At 66.0% G+C, this 23,809-nt stretch carries 21 protein-coding genes and 3 tRNA genes; 19 read left to right on the forward strand and 5 right to left on the reverse strand.

What is annotated here, in order from left to right; genetic code table 11:
• The first annotated feature begins 19 nt into the window (after positions 1–19).
• The gene (locus tag KDW96_RS19115; RefSeq protein WP_255837804.1) at positions 20–742 is read left to right on the forward strand and encodes a response regulator; all 723 of its coding nucleotides are present in this window, start codon (positions 20–22) and stop codon (positions 740–742) included.
• Positions 739–2,349 carry an ATP-binding protein gene (locus tag KDW96_RS19120; protein WP_255837805.1) on the forward strand — a complete coding sequence of 537 codons (1,611 nt, stop codon included), beginning with the start codon at positions 739–741 and terminating at the stop codon, positions 2,347–2,349. The genes KDW96_RS19115 and KDW96_RS19120 overlap by 4 nt, the downstream gene beginning before the upstream one ends.
• A 57-nt stretch (positions 2,350–2,406) precedes the next feature.
• Here KDW96_RS19120 and KDW96_RS19125 read toward each other — a convergent pair whose 3' ends face one another.
• The 4 genes from KDW96_RS19125 to minC all read right to left on the reverse strand — a co-directional run bounded on the left by KDW96_RS19125 (position 2,407) and on the right by minC (position 5,007).
• Positions 2,407–3,042, reverse strand: a complete 636-nt coding sequence (locus KDW96_RS19125) for an RluA family pseudouridine synthase (protein WP_255837807.1) — start codon at positions 3,040–3,042, stop codon at positions 2,407–2,409.
• Positions 3,043–3,113: 71 nt separating this feature from the next.
• A complete protein-coding gene (gene minE / locus KDW96_RS19130) occupies positions 3,114–3,368 on the reverse strand; it encodes a cell division topological specificity factor MinE (protein ID WP_021443221.1) in 255 nt (84 codons plus the stop codon).
• Complete coding sequence (gene minD / locus KDW96_RS19135; protein ID WP_255837809.1) at positions 3,368–4,180, reverse strand: septum site-determining protein MinD; 813 nt, start codon at positions 4,178–4,180, stop codon at positions 3,368–3,370. The genes minE and minD overlap by 1 nt, the downstream gene beginning before the upstream one ends.
• Positions 4,181–4,281: 101 nt before the next feature.
• Complete coding sequence (minC, locus tag KDW96_RS19140) at positions 4,282–5,007, reverse strand: septum site-determining protein MinC (RefSeq protein WP_255837811.1); 726 nt, start codon at positions 5,005–5,007, stop codon at positions 4,282–4,284.
• A 149-nt stretch (positions 5,008–5,156) separates the two neighbouring features.
• Here minC and KDW96_RS19145 point away from each other — a divergent pair, with 149 nt between their 5' ends.
• From KDW96_RS19145 to KDW96_RS19220, 16 genes are all read left to right on the forward strand, one after another.
• Positions 5,157–6,086, forward strand: coding sequence for a lipid A biosynthesis lauroyl acyltransferase (locus KDW96_RS19145; RefSeq protein WP_255837813.1), 930 nt, complete (start codon positions 5,157–5,159; stop codon positions 6,084–6,086).
• Between the two features lie 90 nt (positions 6,087–6,176).
• A complete protein-coding gene (locus tag KDW96_RS19150; protein WP_255837814.1) occupies positions 6,177–7,379 on the forward strand; it encodes a patatin-like phospholipase family protein in 1,203 nt (400 codons plus the stop codon).
• A gap of 264 nt (positions 7,380–7,643) precedes the next feature.
• A complete protein-coding gene (locus KDW96_RS19155) occupies positions 7,644–8,867 on the forward strand; it encodes an aspartate aminotransferase family protein (protein ID WP_255837815.1) in 1,224 nt (407 codons plus the stop codon).
• A gap of 176 nt (positions 8,868–9,043) precedes the next feature.
• Positions 9,044–10,060: an arginine/ornithine succinyltransferase subunit alpha gene (gene aruF / locus KDW96_RS19160; protein WP_255837816.1), complete on the forward strand. Its 1,017-nt coding sequence runs from the start codon at positions 9,044–9,046 to the stop codon at positions 10,058–10,060.
• 9 nt (positions 10,061–10,069) lie between these two features.
• A complete protein-coding gene (gene astA, locus KDW96_RS19165) occupies positions 10,070–11,086 on the forward strand; it encodes an arginine N-succinyltransferase (RefSeq protein WP_255837817.1) in 1,017 nt (338 codons plus the stop codon).
• A gap of 95 nt (positions 11,087–11,181) precedes the next feature.
• Positions 11,182–12,645, forward strand: a complete 1,464-nt coding sequence (gene astD, locus KDW96_RS19170; protein WP_255837818.1) for a succinylglutamate-semialdehyde dehydrogenase — start codon at positions 11,182–11,184, stop codon at positions 12,643–12,645.
• Positions 12,642–13,991 carry an N-succinylarginine dihydrolase gene (gene astB, locus KDW96_RS19175; protein ID WP_255837819.1) on the forward strand — a complete coding sequence of 450 codons (1,350 nt, stop codon included), beginning with the start codon at positions 12,642–12,644 and terminating at the stop codon, positions 13,989–13,991. The genes astD and astB overlap by 4 nt, the downstream gene beginning before the upstream one ends.
• A gap of 16 nt (positions 13,992–14,007) precedes the next feature.
• The gene (locus KDW96_RS19180) at positions 14,008–14,292 is read left to right on the forward strand and encodes a topoisomerase II (RefSeq protein WP_255840565.1); all 285 of its coding nucleotides are present in this window, start codon (positions 14,008–14,010) and stop codon (positions 14,290–14,292) included.
• Positions 14,293–14,302: 10 nt separating this feature from the next.
• Positions 14,303–15,319 (forward strand): succinylglutamate desuccinylase, encoded by a 1,017-nt coding sequence (gene astE, locus KDW96_RS19185; protein ID WP_255837821.1) that lies wholly within the window; start codon positions 14,303–14,305, stop codon positions 15,317–15,319.
• A 146-nt stretch (positions 15,320–15,465) separates the two neighbouring features.
• Positions 15,466–16,470: a low-specificity L-threonine aldolase gene (ltaE, locus tag KDW96_RS19190; protein WP_255837822.1), complete on the forward strand. Its 1,005-nt coding sequence runs from the start codon at positions 15,466–15,468 to the stop codon at positions 16,468–16,470.
• 122 nt (positions 16,471–16,592) lie between these two features.
• The gene (gene alaS / locus KDW96_RS19195; RefSeq protein WP_255837823.1) at positions 16,593–19,217 is read left to right on the forward strand and encodes an alanine--tRNA ligase; all 2,625 of its coding nucleotides are present in this window, start codon (positions 16,593–16,595) and stop codon (positions 19,215–19,217) included.
• Between the two features lie 111 nt (positions 19,218–19,328).
• The gene (locus KDW96_RS19200) at positions 19,329–20,567 is read left to right on the forward strand and encodes an aspartate kinase (protein WP_255837825.1); all 1,239 of its coding nucleotides are present in this window, start codon (positions 19,329–19,331) and stop codon (positions 20,565–20,567) included.
• Positions 20,568–20,751: 184 nt separating this feature from the next.
• Complete coding sequence (gene csrA, locus KDW96_RS19205) at positions 20,752–20,937, forward strand: carbon storage regulator CsrA (RefSeq protein WP_069517029.1); 186 nt, start codon at positions 20,752–20,754, stop codon at positions 20,935–20,937.
• 61 nt (positions 20,938–20,998) lie between these two features.
• A tRNA-Ser gene (locus tag KDW96_RS19210) sits at positions 20,999–21,089 on the forward strand.
• A gap of 108 nt (positions 21,090–21,197) precedes the next feature.
• A tRNA-Arg gene (locus KDW96_RS19215) sits at positions 21,198–21,274 on the forward strand.
• Positions 21,275–21,347: 73 nt separating this feature from the next.
• Positions 21,348–21,424 (forward strand) — tRNA-Arg (locus tag KDW96_RS19220).
• 57 nt (positions 21,425–21,481) lie between these two features.
• On the opposite strand, the gene KDW96_RS19225 is transcribed toward KDW96_RS19220, so the two are convergent.
• Positions 21,482–21,973, reverse strand: coding sequence for a DUF4124 domain-containing protein (locus KDW96_RS19225; RefSeq protein WP_255837826.1), 492 nt, complete (start codon positions 21,971–21,973; stop codon positions 21,482–21,484).
• Between the two features lie 324 nt (positions 21,974–22,297).
• Between KDW96_RS19225 and mgtE the strand changes: the two genes are divergently transcribed.
• Complete coding sequence (mgtE, locus tag KDW96_RS19230; RefSeq protein ID WP_255837828.1) at positions 22,298–23,740, forward strand: magnesium transporter; 1,443 nt, start codon at positions 22,298–22,300, stop codon at positions 23,738–23,740.
• Positions 23,741–23,809: the final 69 nt, after the last annotated feature.

Below are 23,809 nucleotides of genomic sequence, written 5' to 3' on the forward strand. Positions count from 1 at the left end.
CTGTCCTTGGGAGGCAGCAGTGGAGCAAGAGTCGTGGCAAATCCTGATCGTCGAGGACGATCAGCGTCTGGCCGAGCTGACCCGTGAGTACCTGGAGGGCAACGGTCTGACGGTGGCCATCGAGGCCGATGGCGCGCGGGCGGCCGCGCGCATTCTCAAGGAGCAGCCGGATCTGGTGATCCTCGACCTGATGTTGCCCGGCGAAGACGGCCTGGCGATCTGCCGCAAGGTGCGCACCGGTTACCCGGGGCCGATCCTGATGCTCACCGCGCGCACCGACGACATGGACCAGGTGCTCGGCCTGGAAATGGGCGCCGACGACTACGTGTGCAAGCCGGTGCGGCCGCGGGTGCTGCTGGCCCGCGTGCGCGCCCTGCTGCGGCGCCATGAAGGCAGCGCGTCGAGCGCGGCGCATGAGCCGCGGCGCCTGGAGTTCGGTCCGCTGGTGGTCGACAGCGCGATGCGCGAGGCCTGGCTGGGCGAGCAGAGCATCGAGCTGACCAGCGCCGAGTTCGACCTGCTCTGGCTGCTCACCGCCAACGCCGGGCGGATCCTCTCGCGCGAGGAGATCTTCACCGCCCTGCGCGGCATCGAGTACGACGGCCAGGACCGCTCCATCGACGTGCGCATCTCGCGCATCCGCCCGAAGATCGGCGACGACCCGATGCATCCGCGTCTGATCAAGACCGTGCGCAGCAAGGGCTACCTGTTCGTTGCCGAGGCCGCCGAAGCGCTGCAATGAATTCCATATTCCTGCGCATCTACGCCGGCATGCTGGCGGTGCTGGTGCTGGTCGCGCTGCTCGGTGTCGGCACCCTGCAGCTGGTCAATCAGGTGCGCGCCGATCAGTACCGTGAGCGCCTGGCCAGTGGCACCTTCCGCCTGATGGCCGACAACCTGGCGCCCATGGCCGACGTCGAGCGGCGCCGCGCCACAGCCGTGTGGGCGCGCCTGCTGGGCATTCCCCTGGACATCCAGGCGCTGGATGAGGTCGACCTCGACAGCGGCGCGCGCAAGCGCCTGCTGAAGGGGCAGGTGCTGGTGCACCAGACCGGTCCCCATGCGGCGCAGATCTACAGCCTGGTCGGCGAGCAGGAGCAGCTGCTGCTCAGCGGCGAGGTGCAACAGATCAGCGAGCAGCTGGCGCGCGCCACCGTGTTCCTGCTGATCGACGAGCTGGTGCGCTTTCCCGAGGTCGAGCAGCCGCAGCGCCTGGCCGAGCTGAAGGCGGCCAAGCAGTTCGGCTTCGACCTGCGCCTGGTGCACCTGGAGCAGGCCAATCTGGATGCCGACCAGCGCCGCCGGGTCGACGAAGGCGACACGGTGATGGCCCTGGGCAAGGGCGGCGACAGCATCCATGTGTTCTCCGGCATCGTCGACACCGACTGGGTGCTGGAGATCGGCCCGCTGTACCAGATGGACCCGTACCCACCGCAGTTGCTGGTGCTGATCGGCGCCATCGGCCTGAGCCTGATCGGCCTGATGGTCTACCTGCTGGTGCGGCCGCTGGAGCAGCGCCTGCGCTCGCTGGAGGGCGCCGCCACTCAGCTGGCCAGCGGTCGCCTGGACGCGCGGGTGAGGGCTCACGGCAGCGATGCGGTGGCGCGTCTGGCGAATGCCTTCAATGCCATGGCCGAGCACTTGCAGCGCTCGCTGAGTACCCAGCGTGAGCTGGTGCGCGCGGTGTCCCACGAGCTGCGCACGCCGGTGGCGCGGCTGCGCTTCGGCCTGGAGATGATCGGCGATGCCGACAGCGAGGCGGCGCGGCGCAAGTACATGGAGGGCATGGACAGCGATATCCAGGACCTCGACAAGCTGGTCGACGAGATGCTCACCTATGCGCGCCTGGAGCAGGGCGCGCCGGCGCTGAAGTTCCAGGCGGTCGACCTGGGCGCGCTGATCGATCAGGTGATCGACGAGCTGGCGCCCCTGCGCGCCAATGTGCGGGTCGAACGCGGGACGCTGGTGGAGGCGCCCGACGGCGGCGGTGCCTGGGTCGAGGGCGAGCCGCGCTACCTGCACCGCGCCCTGCAGAACCTGGTGAGCAATGCCATGCGCCATGCCGAGTCGCGGGTGCGCCTGAGCGTCCAGATCGGCCACCGGCGCTGTCGCCTGGATGTCGAGGACGACGGTCCCGGGGTTCCGGAGGAAGCCTGGGAGCGCCTGTTCACCCCCTTCCTGCGCCTGGACGACAGTCGCACCCGGGCCTCCGGTGGGCACGGCCTGGGCCTGTCGATCGTGCGGCGGATCATCTACTGGCACGCCGGTCGCGCGCAGATCAGCAACAGTGAGGCTTTGGGCGGGGCGCGCTTCAGCCTGATCTGGCCGCGCCGGCAGGACGCCGAGTAGCGGGGCCGGGAAGCTTTTGAGCGTTCCCCGCCGGTTCAGGCGGGAGCCGCAGGCGCGCTAGAACGGCGCGGGGCAGTCGAAGCGCAGGCGTTCGCCGCTTTGCGGGTGGGTCAGGCTGAGCATGCTGGCGTGCAGGCACAGGCGCTCATGGGCCGCCAGGGCCTGTTCGTGGGCGTACAGGCGGTCGCCGAGCAGCGGGTGGCCGATCGACAGCATGTGCACCCGCAGCTGGTGCGAGCGGCCGGTGATTGGCGTCAGCTCGACCCGGCAATGGTCGCCACAGCGCTCCAGCACGCGCCAGAAGGTCAGGGCGTGCTTGCCCAGTTCATGGTCGACCACGTGGCGTGGCTTGGTTGGCGGGTCGTAGCGCAGCGGCAGGTCGATGCTGCCGCTGTCCAGCTCGGGCTGGCCCCAGCACAGCGCGGTATAGGCCTTCTCGGTCTCGCGGTCGTGGAACTGACGGGACAGCTCGCGGTGGCTGTCGGCGTCGCGGGCCAGGACGATGATGCCCGAGGTTTCCCAGTCCAGGCGGTGGACGATGCGTGCCTCCGGGTAGCCGTTTTCCTGCAGGCGAGTGACCAGGCAATCGCGGTTGTCTTCGGCGCGGCCGGGTACCGAGAGCAGCAGGGTGGGCTTGTTGATCACCAGCAGGGCGGCGTCCTGATGGAGGATTTCAATCTGGCTGAGGGGCATCTGGCGGGTCCGAAAACAGCATCGGCGACCGAGGTCGCCGATGCGGGGCAAGCGAAAACCTGGGCGCCGGATCAGCGATCCGGCAGGGTGATGTTGAGTTCCAGGATCGAGCAGCTGCCCTGGTTCTCCAAAGCGACCTGGACCTGGTCCGAGTCGATGTTGACGTACTTGCGAATCACCTCGACCAGCTCCTGCTGCAGGGCCGGCAGGTAGTCCGGCTGGCTGCGCTGGCCACGCTCGTGGGCCACGATGATCTGCAGACGCTCTTTCGCGATGGAGGCGGGGGTTTCCTTTTTGCGTTCGCGGAAGAAGTCGAAAATATTCATCAGCGGGCTCCGAACAGGCGTTGCATGAGTCCTTTCTTCTGCACGTCGAGGAAGCGGTGGGCCACTTCCTTGCCGAGCAGGCGGTCGACGGCGTCGCTGTACGCCTGGCCGGCGTCGCTCTGGTCGTCGAGAATCACCGGGATGCCCTGGTTGGAGGCCTTGAGCACCGCTTGCGACTCGGGGATCACGCCGAGCAGGCGAATGGCGAGGATCTCCTCGACGTCTTCCACGCCGAGCATTTCGCCCTTGGTCACGCGCTCCGGGTTGTAGCGGGTCAGCAGCAGGTGTTCCCTGATCGGCTCTTCGCCCTTTTCGGCGCGCCGCGATTTGCTCGCCAGCAGGCCGAGCATGCGGTCGGAGTCGCGTACCGAGGAAACTTCCGGGTTGGTCACGACGATCGCCTCGTCGGCGAAGTACATGGCCAGGTGAGCGCCCTTCTCGATGCCGGCCGGCGAATCGCAGACCACGTATTCGAAGTTCTGCGACAGCTCGTTGATGACCTTCTCCACCCCTTCCAGGGTCAGGGCATCCTTGTCGCGGGTCTGGCTGGCGGCCAGCACGTAGAGATTCTCGAGGCGCTTGTCCTTGATCAGGGCCTGGGACAGGGTGGCTTCGCCGTTGACCACGTTGACGAAGTCGTACACCACGCGGCGCTCGCAGCCCATGATCAGGTCGAGGTTGCGCAGGCCGACGTCGAAATCGACGATGACAGTCTTGTGCCCGCGCAGGGCGAGGCCGGTACCGATGGCGGCGCTGGTGGTGGTTTTACCCACGCCACCCTTGCCGGAAGTGACTACGAGGATCTTGGCCAAGGTGATTCACCCCAAAATGTGAAGAAAAAAGCGGGAATCTGGCGGCCGCGCGAGGCGTCCGGATGCCCTTTGGTGTCCCTCAAAATTGGCCGCAGTATCCGTTAAAGGCGGGTGATGTTCAACACGTCACCCGACAGGCTGACATGCACCGCATCGCCCCATAACGGGTCGCGGCGCAGGTCCTCGGCGACCTTGTAATGCCCGGCGATCGACAGCATTTCGGCGCCCATTTGTTGGCAGAAGATTCGTGCCTGACTGTTGCCCTTGATGCCGGCCAGGGCGCGCCCGCGCATGGGGGCGTAGACGTGGATGTTGCCGTCGGCGAGCAGCTCGGCGCCGGCGCTGACCGGGGCCAGGACGATCAGGTCGCCGCCCTGGGCATAGACCTGCTGGCCGCCGCGCACCGGGCTGGTGATGATCTTGCTGGGCTTGAGCTCGGGCTCGGCCGGCTTTTCCGGCGCTTTGGGGGCCGGCTCGAGCAGGCGCTCGCGCGCACCGGACGGCGGCAGCACCGGCAGGTCCAGGGCGTCGGCGGCGGCAATGTCGTCTTCGCGGCTGGCGCGTACCGCCAGGGTGCGCAGGCCGTGGCGGCGGCACAGGGCCATCAGCGCGGCCAGGTCGAGGTTGCCTTCGCCCTCCGGCAGTTTGTCCAGGGCCAGGACCAGGGGGGTGTTGCTGAAGAACTGCGGCGCCTGCGCGACTTTCTCCGTCAGCTGCTGATCGAGGCGCTCCAGGTCGTTGTGTGCCAGCTCCAGCACGGTGATGGCCAGCATGCTGCCCTTGAGCTGAAACACGGGGTCTTGGTCGAGTAGATCGGCTTGGCTCATGGTCTGCCTGATGCGCCTTATAGAAGAGGGGAGCGTGTCGCTTGCGTTGCCGGGGACTTATAGCGAGAACCTCGACGGGTCGCAAGCGGCCGAGCCATCGGCCAAGTGCTGATAGAATGCCCGGCTTTACGTGTCGTGCGGGTTCGTTCATGGATCGTCCAGTGTTTCGGGGTTACTTCCTTCATCCGCGTTTCTGGCTGCTGTGGCTGGGGCTTGGCCTGTTGTGGCTGGTCTCGCTGCTGCCTTATCGGGTGCTGATGCGCCTGGGGCGCTGGCTGGGTGCGGTGATGTACCGGCTGGCGCGCTCGCGCCGGCAGATCGCCGCGCGCAATCTGGAGTTGTGCTTTGCGCAGCTGTCGGCCGCCGAGCGCGAGCGCCTGCTGCGGGAGAACTTCGCCTCGACCGGCATGACCTTCTTCGAGATGGCGATCAGCTGGTGGTGGCCGCCGGCGCGCTTGGCGCGGCTGGGTACTTTCGAGGGGCTGGAGCACCTGCAGCAGGCCGAGGCGGACGGCCAGGGGGTGATCCTGATGGCCCTGCATTTCACCACCCTGGAGATGGGTGGCGGCCTGATCGGCATGCGCCAGAACATGTACGGCATGTACCGGCCGCACAAGAACCCACTGTTCGACTACGTTCAGCGCCGCGGTCGCGAGCAGCGTCTGCAGGGGGTGATCGAGCGCGACGACGTGCGTGGCATGCTCAAGCTGCTCCGGGCTGGCGGCGTGGTCTGGTACGCGCCGGACCAGGACTATGGCGCGCAGCGCAGCGTCTTCGTGCCGTTGTTCGGCGTGCCGGCGGCCACGGTCACCGCCACCAGCAAGTTCGCCCGCCTGGGGCGGGCGCGGGTGATTCCCTTCACCCAGGTGCGTCTGGCCGATGGCTCGGGCTACCGGGTGGTGGTGCATCCGCCGCTGCAGGATTTCCCCAGCGACAGCGAGGAGGCCGACTGCCTGCGCATCAATCAGTGGATCGAGCAGGCGATCGGCGCCTGTCCCGAGCAGTACCTGTGGGCGCATCGGCGCTTCAAGACGCGGCCGAGCGGTGAGCCGAAGCTCTACAAGAAGCGCCGCGTCTAACGAGCGGTCCGCGCGCCAGGGTTGCGAAGGCGGCCTCGGCGCTCGTCGAGTGGCTCTCTATACTGGCTAAAAATCCCGGGAACCGGCCTCATGACGCAGTGTGCTCCATCCGGTCAGCCCGTGACCGGGCTGATCCTCTCCGGCGGTGGGGCGCGGGCCGCCTACCAGGTGGGTGTGTTGGCGGCGATCGCTGACCTGTTGCCCAATCCCGAACACAATCCTTTTCCGGTCATAGTCGGCACCTCCGCCGGGGCGATCAACGCGGTCAGCCTGGCCTGTGGCGCCTTGCATTTCGGCGAGGCGATCCGCCGCCTGACCGAGGTCTGGCAGGGCTTTCACACCCACCAGGTGTACCGCAGCGACTGGCCGGGGGTGTTGCGCCAGGCCAGCCGCTTTATCGGCCACAGCCTGCTGGGCCTGGGGGGGCGGGTGCCGGTGGCGCTGCTCGACAGCTCGCCGCTGGGCGAGTTGCTCAAGCGCGAGCTGGATTTCTCCGGGATAGCGGCGGCGGTCCGTCAGCGCCGCCTGCGCGCCGTGGCGGTGACCGCCTTTGGTTATGAAACCGGCCAGGCGGTGACCTTCTACCAGGGGCGCGCCACCATCGATCCCTGGTTCCGTCATCGCCGGGTCGGCGTGCCGACCCGGCTGGCCCTGCAACACCTGCTGGCCAGCGCCTCGATCCCGCTGGTGTTTCCGCCGGTGCGGATCAACCGCGAGTACTTCGGCGATGGCGCCGTGCGCCAGTCGGCGCCGATCAGCCCGGCGCTTCACCTGGGCGCCAGTCGCGTGCTGGTGATCGGGGTCAGCGGCAATCCCCTGGGCGATGACGCCAACAGTGCGGTGGAGCGGCCCCACGACGTCAAGCCGCCCACCCTGGCGCAGATCAGTGGCCACCTGCTCAACAGCACCTTCATCGACAGCCTGGAGGGCGACATCGAGTTGCTCGAGCGAATCAACCAGCTGAGCCGTCTGGTGCCGCCCGATAACCGGCCGCCCGGCTTGGGGTTGAAACCGGTCGAGGTGCTGGTGATCTCGCCGAGCCAGCAGGTGGACGAGATCGCCGCGCGCCACCGTCACGAGCTGCCCGCCACGCTGCGCCTGTTCCTGCGCGGGCCGGGGGCGACGAGGGCGAGTGGCGCCGGGGTGCTCAGCTACCTGCTGTTCGAATCCGGTTACTGCAACGAGCTGATCGAGCTGGGTTACCAGGATGCGATGGCGCAGAAGGTCGAACTCAACGAGTTTCTCAACCTGAGCCGCCCGCCGGTGCTGCAGTCGCTGCCGACCCCCGCCTAGTGCTTGATCCATGAGGGGCTCGGCCGGCGAAAACCTGTCGGTCAGCTTGTGGAGAAAATGCTTTGGCCGTGCGCCAATGTGGCGAACTGCGTTTAAACTGCGCCTTCCCGACGCTTTCTGTCGCATTTTCGTAAGCGTCGGTTTTTTCCGGAGTGGCGCTATAAGAAGTTGTCGCATGGCGACAATGCCGGCTCCGGTTCAATCCCTACAATCCTCCCCATCGCCTGCCGTCCAATGCAGGTGTTCCTTGTCAGGAGAATGCAAATGTCTGTTCAGCACGACCCGGTGCAGCGCGCCGATTTCGACCAGGTAATGGTGCCCAACTATGCTCCCGCCGCCTTCGTGCCGGTGCGCGGCGAAGGCTCGCGAGTCTGGGACCAGAGTGGTCGCGAGCTGATCGACTTCGCCGGCGGTATCGCCGTCAACGCCCTGGGCCATTGCCATCCGGCCCTGGTGGAGGCGCTGACCGAGCAGGCCAACACCCTGTGGCACATCTCCAATGTGTTCACCAACGAGCCGGCCCTGCGCCTGGCGAAGAAGCTGATCGACGCCACCTTCGCCGAGCGGGTGTTCTTCTGCAACTCCGGCGCCGAGGCCAACGAGGCCGCGTTCAAGCTGGCGCGCCGCGTTGCCTTCGACAAGTTCGGCGAGGACAAGTACGAGATCATCGCCGCCACCAACAGCTTTCACGGTCGCACCCTGTTCACCGTCAGCGTCGGCGGCCAGCCCAAGTACTCCGACGGCTTCGGGCCGAAGATCCAGGGCATCACGCACGTGCCGTACAACGACCTGGACGCGCTGAAGGCGGCGGTTTCCGGCAAGACCTGCGCCGTGGTGCTCGAGCCGATCCAGGGCGAGGGCGGAGTGCTGCCGGCCGATCAGGCCTATCTGGAAGGCGCGCGCAAACTGTGTGACGAGCACAACGCGCTGCTGGTGTTCGACGAAGTGCAGAGCGGCATGGGCCGCAGCGGCTCGCTGTTCACCTATCAGCACTACGGCGTGACCCCGGACATCCTCTCCAGCGCCAAGAGCCTGGGCGGCGGTTTCCCCATCGGCGCCATGCTTACCACCAGCGCGCTGGCCAAGCACCTGGCAGTCGGCACCCACGGCACCACATATGGCGGCAACCCGCTGGCCTGTGCGGTGGCCGAGGCGGTGCTCGATGTGGTCAACACCCCGCAGGTGCTCGACGGCGTCAAGGCCAAGCACGCGCGTTTCAAGGCCAAGCTGCAGCAGGTCGGCGAGCAGTACGGCGTGTTCAGCCAGGTGCGCGGCCTCGGCCTGCTGATCGGCTGCGTGCTCAGCGATGCCTGGAAGGGCAAGGCCAAGGTGATATTGGATGCCGCCGCAGTGGAAGGCCTGATGGTTCTGCAGGCCGGTCCGGACGTGGTGCGTTTCGCCCCGAGCCTGGTGGTCGAGGATGCCGATATCGACGAAGGCCTGGCGCGTTTCGAGCGCGCGGTGGCCAGGCTGACGCAAGAAGGCTGAGTCGGCTTGCCGGCGCGACCTGCAGGCCGGTCGCGCCGGCAGATGCGTCCCGCGCCACGGATGGCGCGGGGTAGAGCCAGGGATGATCGTTTTTCTGCGTGCCGCGGCCAGTGCCGCGGTTTCTCTGGATGGCTCGGCGCGAGCCGTTCGGAGCTTTTCTTAGAAGGAGTGACACCATGCTGGTGATGCGACCCGCGCAAATGGCCGACCTCACAGAAGTGCAGCGTCTCGCCGCGGACAGCCCGGTCGGTGTGACTTCCCTGCCGGACGATGCCGCGCGCCTGCGCGACAAGATCGCCGCCTCCGAGGCGTCGTTTGCCGCCGAGGTGAGCTTCAACGGCGAGGAAAGCTACTTCTTCGTGCTCGAGGACAGCGACAGCGGCCGGCTGGTCGGCTGTTCCGCGATAGTCGCCTCGGCGGGCTACTCCGAGCCGTTCTACAGCTTTCGCAACGAAACCTTCGTGCACAACTCCCGCGAGCTGAAGATTCACAACAAGATCCACGTGCTGTCGCTGTGCCATGACCTCACCGGCAACAGCCTGCTGACCAGTTTCTACGTCAAGCGGCCGCTGGTCGGTGGCGTCTGGTCGGAGTTGAATTCCCGTGGCCGTCTGCTGTTCGTCGCCAGCCACCCCGAGCGTTTCGCCGATGCGATGGTGGTGGAGATCGTCGGCTACAGCGACGACTCGGGCGATTCGCCGTTCTGGGATGCCGTGGGGCGCAACTTCTTCGACATGAACTACACCGAGGCCGAGCGCCTCTGTGGCCTGAAGAGTCGCACCTTCCTCGCCGAGCTGATGCCCAGCTACCCCATCTATGTGCCGCTGCTGCCCGACGCGGCCCAGGAGGCCATGGGTCAGGTGCATCCGCGCGCCCAGGTGACCTTCGACATCCTCATGCGCGAGGGCTTCGAGACCGACCACTACATCGACATCTTCGACGGCGGTCCGACCCTGCATGCGCGTACCTCGGGGATTCGTTCCATCGCCCAGAGCCGCATGGTGCCGGTGAAGGTCGGCGAGCCGGGCAAGGACGGTCGCACCTACCTGGTGAGCAATGGCCAGTTACAGGATTTCCGCGCCGTCGTCGCGGAGCTCGATTGGGTTCCGGGCAAGCCGGTCACCCTCAGTGTTGAAGCCGCCGAAGCCCTGGGCGTCGGCGAAGGCGCCAGCGTGCGCCTGGTCGCGGTTTAAGGAGTCAGCATGATCGTTCGTCCCGTACGCAGCGCCGATCTACCGGCCTTGATCGACCTGGCGCGCAGCACCGGCGCCGGCCTGACCACGCTGCCGGCCAACGAGGAGCGCCTGGCGCACCGCGTCGGCTGGGCGGAGAAAGCCTTCCGTGGCGACGCCGAGCGGGGCGACGCCGACTACCTGTTCGTGCTCGAAGACGATGCCGGTCAGGTGGTCGGTATCTCCGCGGTGGCCGGCGCCGTCGGCCTGCGTGAGCCCTGGTACAACTACCGGGTCGGCCTGACCGTCAGCGCCTCCCAGGAGCTGAACATTCACCGGCAGATTCCCACCCTGTTCCTGGCCAACGACCTGACCGGCAACTCCGAGCTGTGCTCGCTGTTCCTCCACGCCAAGCACCGCACCGGGCTGAACGGCCGCCTGCTGTCCAAGGCGCGTTTCCTGTTCATCGCCGAGTTCCGCGAGCTGTTCGGCGACAAGGTGATCGCCGAGATGCGCGGCATGTCCGATGCCAATGGCCGCTCGCCCTTCTGGGAGTGCCTCGGCCGGCACTTCTTCAAGATGGAGTTCTCCCAGGCGGACTACCTCACCGGTGTCGGCAACAAGGCCTTCATCGCCGAGCTGATGCCGAAGTTCCCGCTCTACACCTGCTTCCTCTCGGAGGAGGCGCGGGCGGTGATCGGTCGCGTCCATCCCGACACCGAGCCGGCGCTGGCCATGCTCAAGGGCGAGGGCTTCCACTACCAGGGCTATGTCGACATCTTCGACGCCGGCCCGGCCATCGAGGCGGAGACCGCGAAGATCCGTGCGGTGCGCGACAGCCAGACCCTGGTCCTGGCCGTCGGTACGCCGGGGGATGACGCCACGCCTTTTGTGATTCACAACCGCAAGCGCGCCGACTGCCGCATTACCGCCGCGCCGGCCCGCCTGGCCGCCGGTACCCTGGTGGTCGATCCGCTGACCGCCAAGCGCCTGCAGTTGGCCGCCGGCGATCTGGTGCGCGCTGTGGCCCTGTCGGCCCGCGGTTGAGGGTTGTGCGCCGCCCGGTATCGCCTGGCGCCGCGCTCGAATAGCCCGCCCGGCGCGCAGCCGGGTGGCGAACTTGCTGGGAGTGATAGAACAAGATGAGCACCCATTACATTGCCGGTCGCTGGCAGGAAGGTCAGGGCGAGCCCCTGGAATCGCTGAATCCGGTCAGCCAGCAGGTGCTGTGGCAGGGCCGCGGCGCCGACGCGCAGCAGGTCGATGCCGCCGTGCAGGCGGCCCGTGCCGCCTTCCCGGGCTGGGCCGCGTATTCGCTGGATGGTCGCATCGGCGTGCTGGAGCGCTTCGCGGTGGCCCTCAAGGGGCGTGCCGACGAGCTGGCCCAGGCGATCGGCGAGGAAACCGGCAAGCCGTTGTGGGAATCGGCCACCGAGGTGATCAGCATGGTCAACAAGGTCGCCATCTCGGTGCAGAGCTACCGTGAACGCACCGGCGAGAAGAGCGGCCCCCTGGGCGACGCCACCGCCGTGCTGCGCCACAAGCCGCACGGCGTGGTCGCGGTGTTCGGCCCCTACAACTTTCCCGGTCACCTGCCCAATGGCCATATCGTGCCGGCGTTGCTGGCCGGCAACGCGGTGGTGTTCAAGCCCAGCGAGTTGACGCCCAGGGTCGCCGAGCTGACCGTCAAGTGCTGGATCGAGGCCGGCTTGCCGGATGGCGTGCTAAACCTGGTGCAGGGCGCGCGGGAAACCGGCGTGGCCCTGGCCGGCCACCCGGGCATCGACGGCCTGTTTTTCACCGGCTCGAGCCGCACCGGCAACCTGCTGCACAGCCAGTTCGCCGGGCGTCCGGAGAAGATCCTGGCCCTGGAAATGGGCGGTAACAACCCGCTGATCGTCGACCAGGTCGCCGATGTCGAGGCCGCCGTGTACACCATCATCCAGTCGGCCTTCATCTCCGCCGGTCAGCGTTGCACCTGCGCGCGCCGCCTGCTGGTGCCGCAAGGCGCCTGGGGCGATGCCCTGCTGGCGCGCCTGGTGCAGGTCGCCGGCCAGCTCAAGGTTGGCCGCTACGATGAGCAGCCGGCGCCCTTCATGGGCTCGGTGATCTCCCTGGCGGCGGCCGAGCAGCTGCTTAAGGCCCAAGATGAGCTGCTGGCCAAGGGCGCCACCGCGCTGCTGCAGATGACCCAGCCGGAGCCGGGCGCGGCCTTGCTGACCGCGGGCATCCTCGACGTGACCGCGGTCGTCGAGCGCGCCGACGAGGAGTTCTTCGGGCCGTTGCTGCAGGTCATCCGTTACGCCGACTTCGATGCCGCCATCGCCGAGGCCAACGCCACCCAGTTCGGCCTGGCCGCCGGTCTGCTGTCAGATTCCAAGGCCTGCTACGAACGCTTCTGGCTGCAGAGCCGCGCCGGCATCGTCAACTGGAACAAGCAGCTGACTGGTGCGGCCAGCAGCGCCCCCTTCGGCGGCGTCGGTGCCTCTGGCAACCACCGCGCCAGTGCCTACTACGCGGCGGATTACTGCGCCTATCCGGTGGCCTCCCTGGAGACCGACAGCCTGAGCCTGCCCGCCACCCTGACACCCGGAGTAAGCCTGTGAACAACGCCTTTGAAGTGAATTTCGACGGGTTGGTGGGACCGACCCATAACTACGGTGGTCTGTCCTACGGCAACGTCGCCTCGCAGAGCAACAGCCAGGCCGTGTCCAGCCCGAAGGAGGCCGCCAAGCAGGGCCTGGCGAAGATGAAGGCGCTGATGGAGATGGGCTTCAAGCAGGGCGTGCTGGCCCCGCAGGAACGGCCCAATGTCGCCGTGCTGCGCAGCCTGGGCTTTACCGGCAACGACGCTCAGGTGATCCAGCAGGCTGCCAAGGAAGCCATGCCGCTGCTGGTCGCCAGCTGTTCGGCCTCCAGCATGTGGACGGCCAACGCCTGCACCGTCAGCCCCAGTGCCGACACCGCCGACGGCCGCGTGCACTTCACCGCCGCCAACCTCAACTGCAAGTTCCACCGCTCGATCGAGCACCCGACCACCAGTCGCGTGCTCGGCGCCATGTTCGCCAACGAGCAGCACTTCGCCCACCATGCCGCGCTGCCGGCGGTGAGCCAGTTCGGTGACGAGGGGGCGGCCAACCACACGCGCTTCTGCAAGGGCTATGGCGATGCCGGCGTGGAGTTCTTCGTGTTCGGCCGCAGCGCCTTCGACAGCCGTTTCCCGGCGCCGCAACGCTACCCGGCGCGGCAGACCCTGGAAGCCTCGCAGGCGGTAGCCCGACTGCACGGCCTGAGCGAGGAGGGCGTGGTCTATGCCCAGCAGTCGCCGGCGGTGATCGATCAGGGCGTGTTCCACAACGACGTGATTGCGGTCGGTAACGGCGAGGTGCTGTTCTATCATCAGGATGCCTTCCTCGACACCGACAAGGTGCTCGCCGAGCTGGGCGAGAAGCTGGCGCACCGAGGCGGCCAGCTCCAGGCGGTGTGCGTGCCGCGCGAGGCCGTCGGCGTCGAGGACGCGGTCAGGTCCTACCTGTTCAACAGTCAGCTGCTCACGCGCGGCGACGGCGGGATGCTGCTGATCGTGCCGGAGGAGTGCCGCAACAACACCAAGGTCTGGAACTACCTGCAGCAGCTGACCGCGGGCCAGGGACCGATTCGCGAGGTCAAGGTGTTCGACCTCAAACAGAGCATGCAGAACGGCGGTGGCCCGGCGTGCCTGCGCCTGCGCGTGGCGCTCAAGGAGCACGAGCTGGAGGCGGTCAACCCCGGGGTGATCATGACCCCGAGCCTGTTCGAAACGCTGAACCTGTGGGTCGACAAGCACTACCGCGATGCGCTGCGCGAAAGCGACCTGGCCGATCCGCAATTGCTGTTGGAATGCCGTACGGCATTGGATGAACTGACGCAGATCCTTAAACTGGGCTCGGTATATCCCTTCCAATTGGCTTAACTGAGTACTGATGACCATGACCGATGCCCTGCAACTGATTCTCGAAGACACCGACGGCACCCAGCTGGAGACTTCCTGCACCCGCTTTGCTGTCCTCTGGCAGGGCAAGGAGCTGTGGATTCAGCAGGTGGGCAACGGCCAGCTGATGATTGGCGTGGACGTCGCCGAAGGCGACAGCGAATTCGCCAACCTGGTGCTGCGCCCGCTGGCCACCAACCTGGTCAGCCTGGCGCTGGAGATGGAGCCGGCCGAGCTCGGCGAGGACGAACACGTCCACGGCCCCGACTGCAATCACGATTGAGGTAACCCCTATGCTTGCCCTCGGTAGACTGCTCGAACTGACTCTGGCCGGCCATGAGCCGGCAGCGAAGCTCCAGCTGACCCCCGAGGGCGCGCGTTTGCGCTGGTTGGCCGAGGGTGCGCTGGAAGTGACGCCGCCGGCGGCCCTCGACAATGGCCTGGACCTGCTGCTGTCGGCCGGTATCCACGGCAACGAGACCGCGCCGATCGAGCTGCTCGACCGCCTGCTGCACGGCATCGCCCGTGGCGAGCTGAAGCCGCGGGCGCGCATGCTGTTTTTGCTCGGCAACCCGCCGGCGATCCGCCAGGGCGAGCGCTACGTCGAGCAGGACATCAACCGGCTGTTCAACGGCCGCCATGAAATGAGCACCGGTTACGAGGCGCTGCGCGCCTGTGAGCTGGAGCACCTGGCCGCCGCCTTCTTCAGTCAGCCGGGGCGTACGCGCCTGCATTACGACCTGCACACCGCCATTCGCGGCTCGAAGATCGAGCAGTTCGCCCTCTATCCGTTCCAGGAAGGGCGCGCGCGCAGCAAGCGTGAGCTGGCCCGGCTGAATGCGGCGGGGGTGGAGGCGGTGCTGCTGCACAACAAGAGCTCGATCACCTTCAGCGCCTACACCTACACCCAGCTCGGCGCCGAGGCCTTCACCCTGGAACTGGGCAAGGCCCGGGCCTTTGGCCAGAACCAGGAGGTCAACCTCGATCGGCTGGAGGCGCGCCTGCACGCCATCATCGAGGGGCGCGAGCCCGAGGGCGAGGCCCAGGAAGGCGAGTTGGGCGAGTTGAAACTGTTCGCCGTGGCACGGGAGATCATCAAGCACAGCGACGGTTTTCGCCTGCACCTGCCGCTGGACATCGAGAACTTCAGCGAGCTGCCGGTCGGCTACCTGCTCGCCGAGGACCTCAGCGACACACGCTGGGTGGTGGAGGAGCAGGGCGCGCGGATCATCTTCCCCAACCCCAGGGTGAAGAACGGCCTGCGCGCCGGCATTCTCGTCGTGCCGGCCGAAGACGCTCAGCTCGCCTGACTCGTGTCGCGGGGCTCCGGGGCCCATCGCTGAGCGCCACGTTCATCTGGCCATCTGTGTGGTCCGCACGGCGCTGATCTGTACCTTGTCTGCCGCCATGGGGGGCCTTAGCATCGTGGCTTTCGCCACTTTCAGGGAAGTCTTCCATGTCCGTCATCGACCTGCGCAGCGACACCGTCACCCAGCCCACCCCCGGCATGCGCGAGGCCATGCTGACCGCCGAGCTGGGCGATGACGTCTACGGCGAGGACCCGACGGTCAACCGTCTGGAAGGCCGCCTGGCCGCGCAATTGGGCTTCGCCGCCGGGCTGTTCGTGCCCACCGGCACCATGAGCAACCTGCTCGGCCTGATGGCCCATTGCCAGCGGGGCGACGAGTACCTGGTCGGCCAACAGGCCCATACCTACAAGTACGAAGGCGGCGGCGCCGCGGTGCTCGGTTCGATCCAGCCGCAGCCGCTGGAGGTGGAGGCCGATGGCTCCCTGGACCTGGCCCGGGTCGAGGCGGCGATCAAGCCGGACGACTTCCACTTCGCCCGCACCCGCCTGCTGGCCCTGGAGAACACCATGCAGGGCAAGGTGCTGCCGATGGCCTACCTGGCTGCCGCCCGCGAGCTGACCCGCCGCCATGGCCTGGCCCTGCACCTGGACGGTGCGCGCCTGTTCAACGCCGCCGTCAAGCTGGGGGTGGAAGCCATCGAGATCACCCGTCACTTCGACTCGGTGTCGGTGTGCCTGTCCAAGGGGTTGGGCGCGCCGGTGGGCTCGGTGTTGTGCGGCAGTGCCGAACTGATCGGCAAGGCACGGCGGCTGCGCAAGATGGTCGGCGGCGGCATGCGTCAGGCCGGAGTGCTGGCGGCCGCCGGCCTCTACGCCCTGGATCATCAGGTGGCGCGCCTGGCCGACGACCATGCCAATGCCGAGCGTCTGGCCGCCGGCCTGCGTGAGCTGGGCTATGCGGTCGAGCCGGTGCAGACCAACATGGTCTACGTTCAGGTCGACGAGCAGGCCGCGGCGCTCAAGGCCTTCTGTGCCGAACGGGGCATTCGCCTGAGCGCCGCGCCGCGCCTGCGCCTGGTCACCCACCTGGATTTCGCCGCCGCCGATATCGCTTCGGTGCTCGAGGCGTTCGCCGCCTTCCGTCAAGCCTGAAAGGCCCGTGGCGCCGAATAGGCGCCCTCTATCGATAAAGGCACTAGCCTCACCTCGCAGGCCCGATATAATGCGGCCCTTTGCCGGCTTTGCCGTGGCCGCCTGTTTCCGTGGATGACCCTATGAAAAGCGCAGAAATCCGTGAAGCCTTCCTGAGCTTCTTCGAAGAGAAAGGGCACACCCGTGTCGCCTCCAGTTCCCTGATTCCGGGCAACGACCCGACCCTGCTGTTCACCAACGCGGGGATGAACCAGTTCAAGGACTGCTTCCTCGGTTTGGAGAAGCGTGCCTACACCCGCGCCACCACCAGCCAGAAGTGTGTGCGCGCCGGCGGCAAGCACAACGACCTGGAGAACGTGGGCTACACCGCGCGTCACCACACCTTCTTCGAGATGCTCGGCAACTTCAGCTTCGGCGACTACTTCAAGCGCGACGCCATCCACTACGCCTGGGAGTTCCTGACCTCCGAGAAATGGCTGGGCCTGCCCAAGGACAAGCTGTGGGTCACCGTCTACGCCAGCGATGACGAGGCCTACGACATCTGGACCCAGCAGGTCGGCGTGCCGGCCGAACGCATGGTGCGCATCGGCGACAACAAGGGCGCGCCGTACGCCTCCGACAACTTCTGGGCCATGGGTGACACCGGCCCGTGCGGCCCCTGCACCGAGATCTTCTTCGATCACGGCGCGGACATCTGGGGCGGCCCACCCGGCAGCCCGGAAGAGGACGGCGACCGTTACATCGAAATCTGGAACAACGTGTTCATGCAGTTCAATCGCACCGCCGACGGCGTGATGCACCCGCTGCCGGCGCCGAGCGTGGACACCGGCATGGGCCTGGAGCGCATCAGCGCGGTGCTGCAGCACGTCCATTCGAACTACGAGATCGACCTGTTCCAGCAGCTGCTGGACGCCGCCGCCCAGGCCATCGGTTGCACCAACGAGGGGCAGGCCTCGCTCAAGGTCGTGGCCGATCACATCCGCTCCTGCGGGTTCCTGATCGCCGATGGTGTCACCCCGTCCAACGAGGGCCGCGGCTACGTGCTGCGTCGCATCATCCGTCGCGCCTGCCGCCACGGTAACAAGCTGGGCGCCAAGGGCAGCTTCTTCTATCGCATCGTCGCCGCCCTGGTGGCCGAGATGGGCGAGGCCTTCCCGGAGCTGAAGCAGCAGCAGGCGCACATCGAGCGCGTGCTCAAGGGCGAGGAAGAGCAGTTCGCCAAGACCCTGGAACAGGGCCTGAAGATCCTCGAGCAGGATCTGGTCGGCCTCAAGGGCAAGATGATCCCCGGCGAGACCCTGTTCAAGCTCTACGACACCTACGGTTTCCCGGTCGACCTGACCGGCGACATCGCCCGCGAGCGCGGCCTGACTATCGACGAGGCCGGCTTCGAGCGCGAGATGGAAGGCCAGCGCGTGCGCGCCCGCTCCGCCAGCGCCTTCGGCATGGACTACAACAGCCTGGTCAAGGTGGAGACCGACACCCAGTTCACCGGCTATGTCTGCACCGCCGACGAGGGTGAGGTGATCGCCCTGTTCAAGGCTGGCGAGGCCGTCGAGCAACTCGCCGAGGGCGAGGAGGGCGTGGTGGTCCTCAGCCAGACCCCGTTCTACGCCGAGTCCGGCGGTCAGGTGGGCGACTGCGGCTTCCTCGCCGCGGCGGATGGGCGCTTCGACGTGCGCGACACCACCAAGGCCGGCGGCGCTTTCCTGCATCACGGCATCATCGGCAGTGGCGCCCTCAAGGTCGGCGCCAAGGTCACCGCTCAGGTCGACGCCACGGTGCGTCAGGCCACGGCGCTCAATCACTCGGCCACCCACCTGCTGCACTCGGCCTTGCGCCTGGTGCTCGGTGAGCACGTGCAGCAGAAGGGCTCGCTGGTCGACAGCCAGCGCCTGCGTTTCGACTTCAGCCACTTCGAGGCCGTGACCCCTGCTCAGCTCAGGGCGCTGGAAGACATGGTCAACAGCGAGGTTCGCAAGAACAGCGAAGTGGAGACCGAGGAAACCGATATCGACACCGCCAAGGCCAAGGGCGCCGCGGCGCTGTTCGGCGAGAAGTACGGCGAAACCGTGCGCATGCTGACCATGGGTGGCGGCTTCTCGGTTGAACTGTGCGGCGGTACCCATGTCTCCCGTACGGGCGATATCGGCCTGTTCAAGATCATCAGCGAAGGCGGCGTGGCTGCCGGCGTGCGCCGCATCGAAGCGGTCACCGGCGCGGCGGCGCTGGCCTACCTGAACGGCGCCGAAGAGCAGCTCAAGGAAGCGGCGATGCTGGTCAAGGGCAGCCGCGACAACCTGCTCGACAAGCTCGCCGGGGTGCTGGAGCGCAACCGCCAGCTGGAGAAGGAGCTGGAGCAGCTCAAGGCCAAGGCCGCCAGCGCCGCGGGCAATGACCTGGCGGGTTCGGCGATCGAGGTCAAGGGCGCCAAGGTGCTCGCCGCCCGTCTCGACGGTCTCGACGGCAAGGCGCTGCTGGCGATGGTCGACCAGCTGAAGAACAAGCTCGGCAGCGCGGTGATCCTGCTCGGTGGCGTGCAGGACGACAAGGTCGTACTGGTCGCCGGGGTGACCCAGGACCTGACCGCCAAGCTCAAGGCCGGCGATCTGATGAAACAGGCGGCCGCGGCCGTCGGCGGCAAGGGCGGCGGTCGGCCGGATATGGCTCAGGGCGGCGGCAGCGATGCGGCGGCCCTGGATGCTGCGCTGGGGTTGGCCGTGGCCTTCACCGAGCAGGGTCTCTAAACGCCGGGCAGTCCGGCGTCGAGGTCGAGGCCCGTCCCGCCCGGCGGGTCTTGGCAGTGTGCAGAGTTGAATGTCTAATGGGCGCCCTTCACGGGCTGAGGCGGCTTTGAAATGGCTTTGATCGTACAGAAATTCGGGGGCACCTCCGTCGGCACCGTTGAGCGTATTCAGCAGGTCGCCGAGAAGGTCAAGAAATTCCGCGAGAACGGCGACGACATCGTCGTCGTGGTGTCGGCCATGAGTGGCGAGACCAACCGTCTGATCGACCTGGCCAAGCAGGTCAGCGACGATCAGCCGGTGCCGCGTGAGCTGGATGTGATGGTCTCCACCGGCGAGCAGGTGACCATCGCCCTGCTGGCCATGGCGCTGATCAAGCGCGGTGTGCCGGCGGTGTCCTATACCGGCAATCAGGTGCGCATCCTCACCGACAGCGCGCACAACAAGGCGCGGATTCTGCAGATCGACGACCAGAAGCTGCGCAACGACCTCAAGGCCGGGCGCGTGGTCGTGGTCGCCGGCTTCCAGGGCGTGGACGAGCACGGCAACATCACCACCCTCGGTCGCGGTGGCTCCGACACCACAGGGGTGGCCCTGGCCGCGGCGCTGAAAGCCGACGAGTGCCAGATCTATACCGACGTCGATGGTGTCTACACCACCGATCCGCGCGTGGTACCCCAGGCCCAGCGCCTGGAAAAGATCACCTTCGAAGAGATGCTGGAAATGGCCAGCCTCGGTTCCAAGGTGCTGCAGATTCGTTCGGTGGAATTCGCCGGCAAGTACAACGTCCCGCTGCGCGTGTTGCACAGCTTCCAAGAGGGGCCGGGCACCCTCATTACCCTTGATGAAGAGGAAACCATGGAACAGCCGATCATCTCCGGCATCGCTTTCAACCGCGACGAAGCCAAGCTGACCATCCGTGGCGTGCCGGACATCCCGGGCGTGGCCTTCAAGATCCTCGGTCCGATCAGTGCCGCCAACATCGAGGTGGACATGATCGTGCAGAACGTGTCCCACGATAACACCACCGACTTCACCTTCACCGTGCACCGCAACGACTACCAGGCTGCTCAGCAGGTGTTGGAAAACACCTCGCGTGAACTGGGTGCCCGCGAAGTGGTTGGCGACACCAAGATCGCCAAGGTGTCCATCGTCGGGGTCGGCATGCGTTCCCACGCCGGGGTCGCCAGCCGCATGTTCGAGGCCCTGGCCAAGGAGAACATCAATATCCAGATGATCTCGACCTCGGAAATCAAGGTGTCGGTGGTGATCGAGGAGAAATACCTGGAACTCGCGGTGCGCGCTCTGCATACCGCGTTCGAGCTGGACGCTCCGGCCCGCCAGGGCGACTGAGGCATTATCCGAAAGGCGCGGCAGGTTCCGCGCCTTTCGCCTTTTTGGTTGGGAGGGGCAGGACTTTCTTTCTGCCCACTCTGGTCAATACTTGGGTGAAGGTTCCGCTTAAGCTGCTCGGGGCTGCCACCATTTTCTTTTTTGCAGACTGTTGTCCTGAAATGTAAGCCGTGAGGAGAAAGGAATGCTGATTCTGACTCGCCGGGTCGGAGAGACCCTGATGGTCGGTGATGAAGTGACTGTCACCGTGTTGGGCGTGAAAGGTAATCAGGTGCGCATTGGCGTTAACGCGCCGAAGGAGGTAGCCGTGCACCGCGAGGAAATTTACCAACGCATCCAGAAAGAGAAAGGCGACGAGCCAAGCCACTAATTTTTCTCGAAATTTGGCTTTGCAAACGGGGAAAACATGGTTATCATGCGCCCCGTGTTGCGGAGAGGTGGCCGAGTGGCCGAAGGCGCTCCCCTGCTAAGGGAGTACACCTCAAAAGGGTGTCGGGGGTTCGAATCCCCCCTTCTCCGCCATATTTGCAGCATAGGGTGGAATGTCAGCGTTAGATCGATAAGTTATTGAAAGTTATCGAAAAATCGCTTGATAGATGAGTTTAACACCCTATAATGCGCACGCTCAGCGCACTCATAGCTCAGCTGGATAGAGTACCCGGCTACGAACCGGGCGGTCGGAGGTTCGAATCCTCCTGAGTGCGCCATATTGCAGGTGGCTTACAGCGATGTAAGCCATTTTGTTTTAACCAGCGGTGATCTGGTCTAAAAGCGCCATACGCACTCATAGCTCAGCTGGATAGAGTACCCGGCTACGAACCGGGCGGTCGGAGGTTCGAATCCTCCTGAGTGCGCCATACCGAAAAGGGCCTGCAGCGATGCAGGCCCTTTTTCTTTGTCTGGGTTTCTGCTCGCTAGCGCTTGCCTTTGACGCAGCCGGCTTCGTCGAAGCTGATCTGCCGGCTGTTTCCCTGCTGGTCCCGATAGTGGTAGCGGGTCTGGCCGTTCTGGCTGCTGACCTTGTCCGGTGTCCCGAGTGCGCTTTCCACATCGGCACGGGTCATGCCGCCGAGTATCTCTTCCTTGATTATCGCGGTGCGTCGCGCGCTGCCGGTAACGCGATCACCGCAGCCGTCCCGCTTTTCGGCGACCACCACCGGTTCGGGGCGGTTGGTTCGTGCCTTGTTGCGAGGTGTTTTGCCGGCTTTCGCCAGCGGTACGGGCTTGCCGCTGCCCGGGGTGGGGTTGTTGGCGGCCTGCAGCTTCAGGGTCTGCTGTTCGCTGCAGCCCTGCAGGGTAAAGGTGATGTGGCCGCTGGGGTCCTCGCAGCGGAATACGGTCGCTGCCAGCAGTGGGGCGGGGCACAACAGGGTGGCGCAGAGCGCTGCGCAGTGCAGTCCGTGCATCGAGGCGTCCTCCTTGACGATCCTCGAAACAGCCTAGCCGATGACTATGCACCTGCCAGTGGTGCCTTCTGGGGCGGCCTAGGCGTCGCAGTTTCGAACCCGTTAAGAGCGCTCAGGTTTGTGATGCAAGCGCTTGTTCCTGGCCGGCTTTTGCCGGGTGCAATGCGCTCGGGCGGTGGTATCATTTGCCGCGTCAGCCCCGCCGGGGCCTGTGGAACACCACCATGGACTTACCCAGTAGTTACTCTGAATCTCGATTGTGCAATCGCGTATTGATTGATTGACCCTCTTTGGCGTGCGCCGCCGCTGGGGGTGGAGCGCGCCATGACTGAAGTAGACGCCAAGAAGCCGCAAGAAAGCCTGCAGGATCGCCTTGCCCAGGTGGTCGAGCTGCTCCATCGCCACAAGGTGGTGGAAGACCTGACCCACCGTCAGGAGGGGCAGCACCACGAGCGGGTGGAAAACTTGGTGCACCGGCAGAACCTTGCCGAGTTGCAGCGCAAGCTCGACGACCTGCACCCCGCCGACGTCGCCCATATCCTCGAAGCCCTGCCCCTCGATGAGCGCCTGACCGTCTGGCAGTTGGTCAAGGCCGAGCGCGACGGCGACATTCTTCTGGAAGTGTCCGATGCGGTCCGCGAGTCGCTGCTCGCCGACATGGAGGATCACGAAATCCTGGCGGCGGCCAAGGAAATGGACGCCGACGAGCTGGCGGACCTGGCCTCCGAGTTGCCGCGCGACGTGGTCCACGAGCTGATGGAGAGCCTCGATGCCCAGCAGCGCGAGCGCGTGCGCTCGGCCCTGTCCTACGAGGAGGAGCAGGTTGGCGCGCTGATGGACTTCGAGATGGTCACCATCCGCGAAGATGTCAGCCTGGAGGTGGTCCTGCGCTACCTGCGCCGGCTCAAGGAGCTGCCGGGGCATACCGACAAGCTGTTCGTGGTCGACTATGGCGGCGTGCTCAAAGGGGTGCTGCCGGTCAAGCGGCTGCTGGTCAATGACCCGGAGCGGCTGGTCAGCGAGGTCATGGCGACCGATCCAGTGAGCTTCCATCCGGACGAGGACGCCTACGATGCCGCCCAGGCATTCGAGCGTTACGACCTGATCTCCACGCCGGTGGTGGACAAGAACGGCAAGCTGATCGGTCGGCTGACCATAGACGAAATGGTCGACCTGATCCGCGAGGAGAGCGAGAGCGAAGTGCTGAATATGGCCGGTCTGCGCGAGGAGGAGGACATCTTCGCCTCGGTGTGGAAGTCGCTGCGCAACCGCTGGGCGTGGCTGGCGATCAATCTGATCACCGCTTTCCTCGCCTCGCGGGTGATCGGTCTGTTCGAAGGCTCGATCGAGAAACTGGTGGCCTTGGCGGCGTTGATGCCAATTGTCGCCGGCATCGGTGGGAACTCGGGCAATCAGACCATCACCATGATCGTGCGGGCGATGGCCCTGGATCAGGTCAGTACCGGCAATACCTCGCGCCTGATCCGCAAGGAGCTCGGCGTGTCGCTGATCAACGGGCTGGTCTGGGGTGGGGTGATAGGTGCGGTGGCCTACGGGTTGTACGGCAGCTGGTCGCTGGGCGTGGTGATGACCGCTGCCATGACCCTCAACCTGTTGCTGGCGGCCTTGATGGGCGTGCTGATCCCGATGACCCTGGTGCGCATGGGGCGCGACCCGGCGATGGGCGCCAGCGTGATGATCACGGCGGTGACCGACAGCGGTGGTTTCTTCATCTTCCTCGGCATGGCCTCGGTGTTCCTGCTGTAAAGCCGGTCGGGCGCCGGTTTTGGCGGCAACTTGATCGAGGGGTGACGCATTTGCGTCCGAAAATGTCTC

It is taken from the genome of Pseudomonas benzenivorans (assembly GCF_024397895.1).
In the GTDB taxonomy this organism is placed as follows: Bacteria; Pseudomonadota; Gammaproteobacteria; order Pseudomonadales; family Pseudomonadaceae; genus Aquipseudomonas; species Aquipseudomonas benzenivorans_A.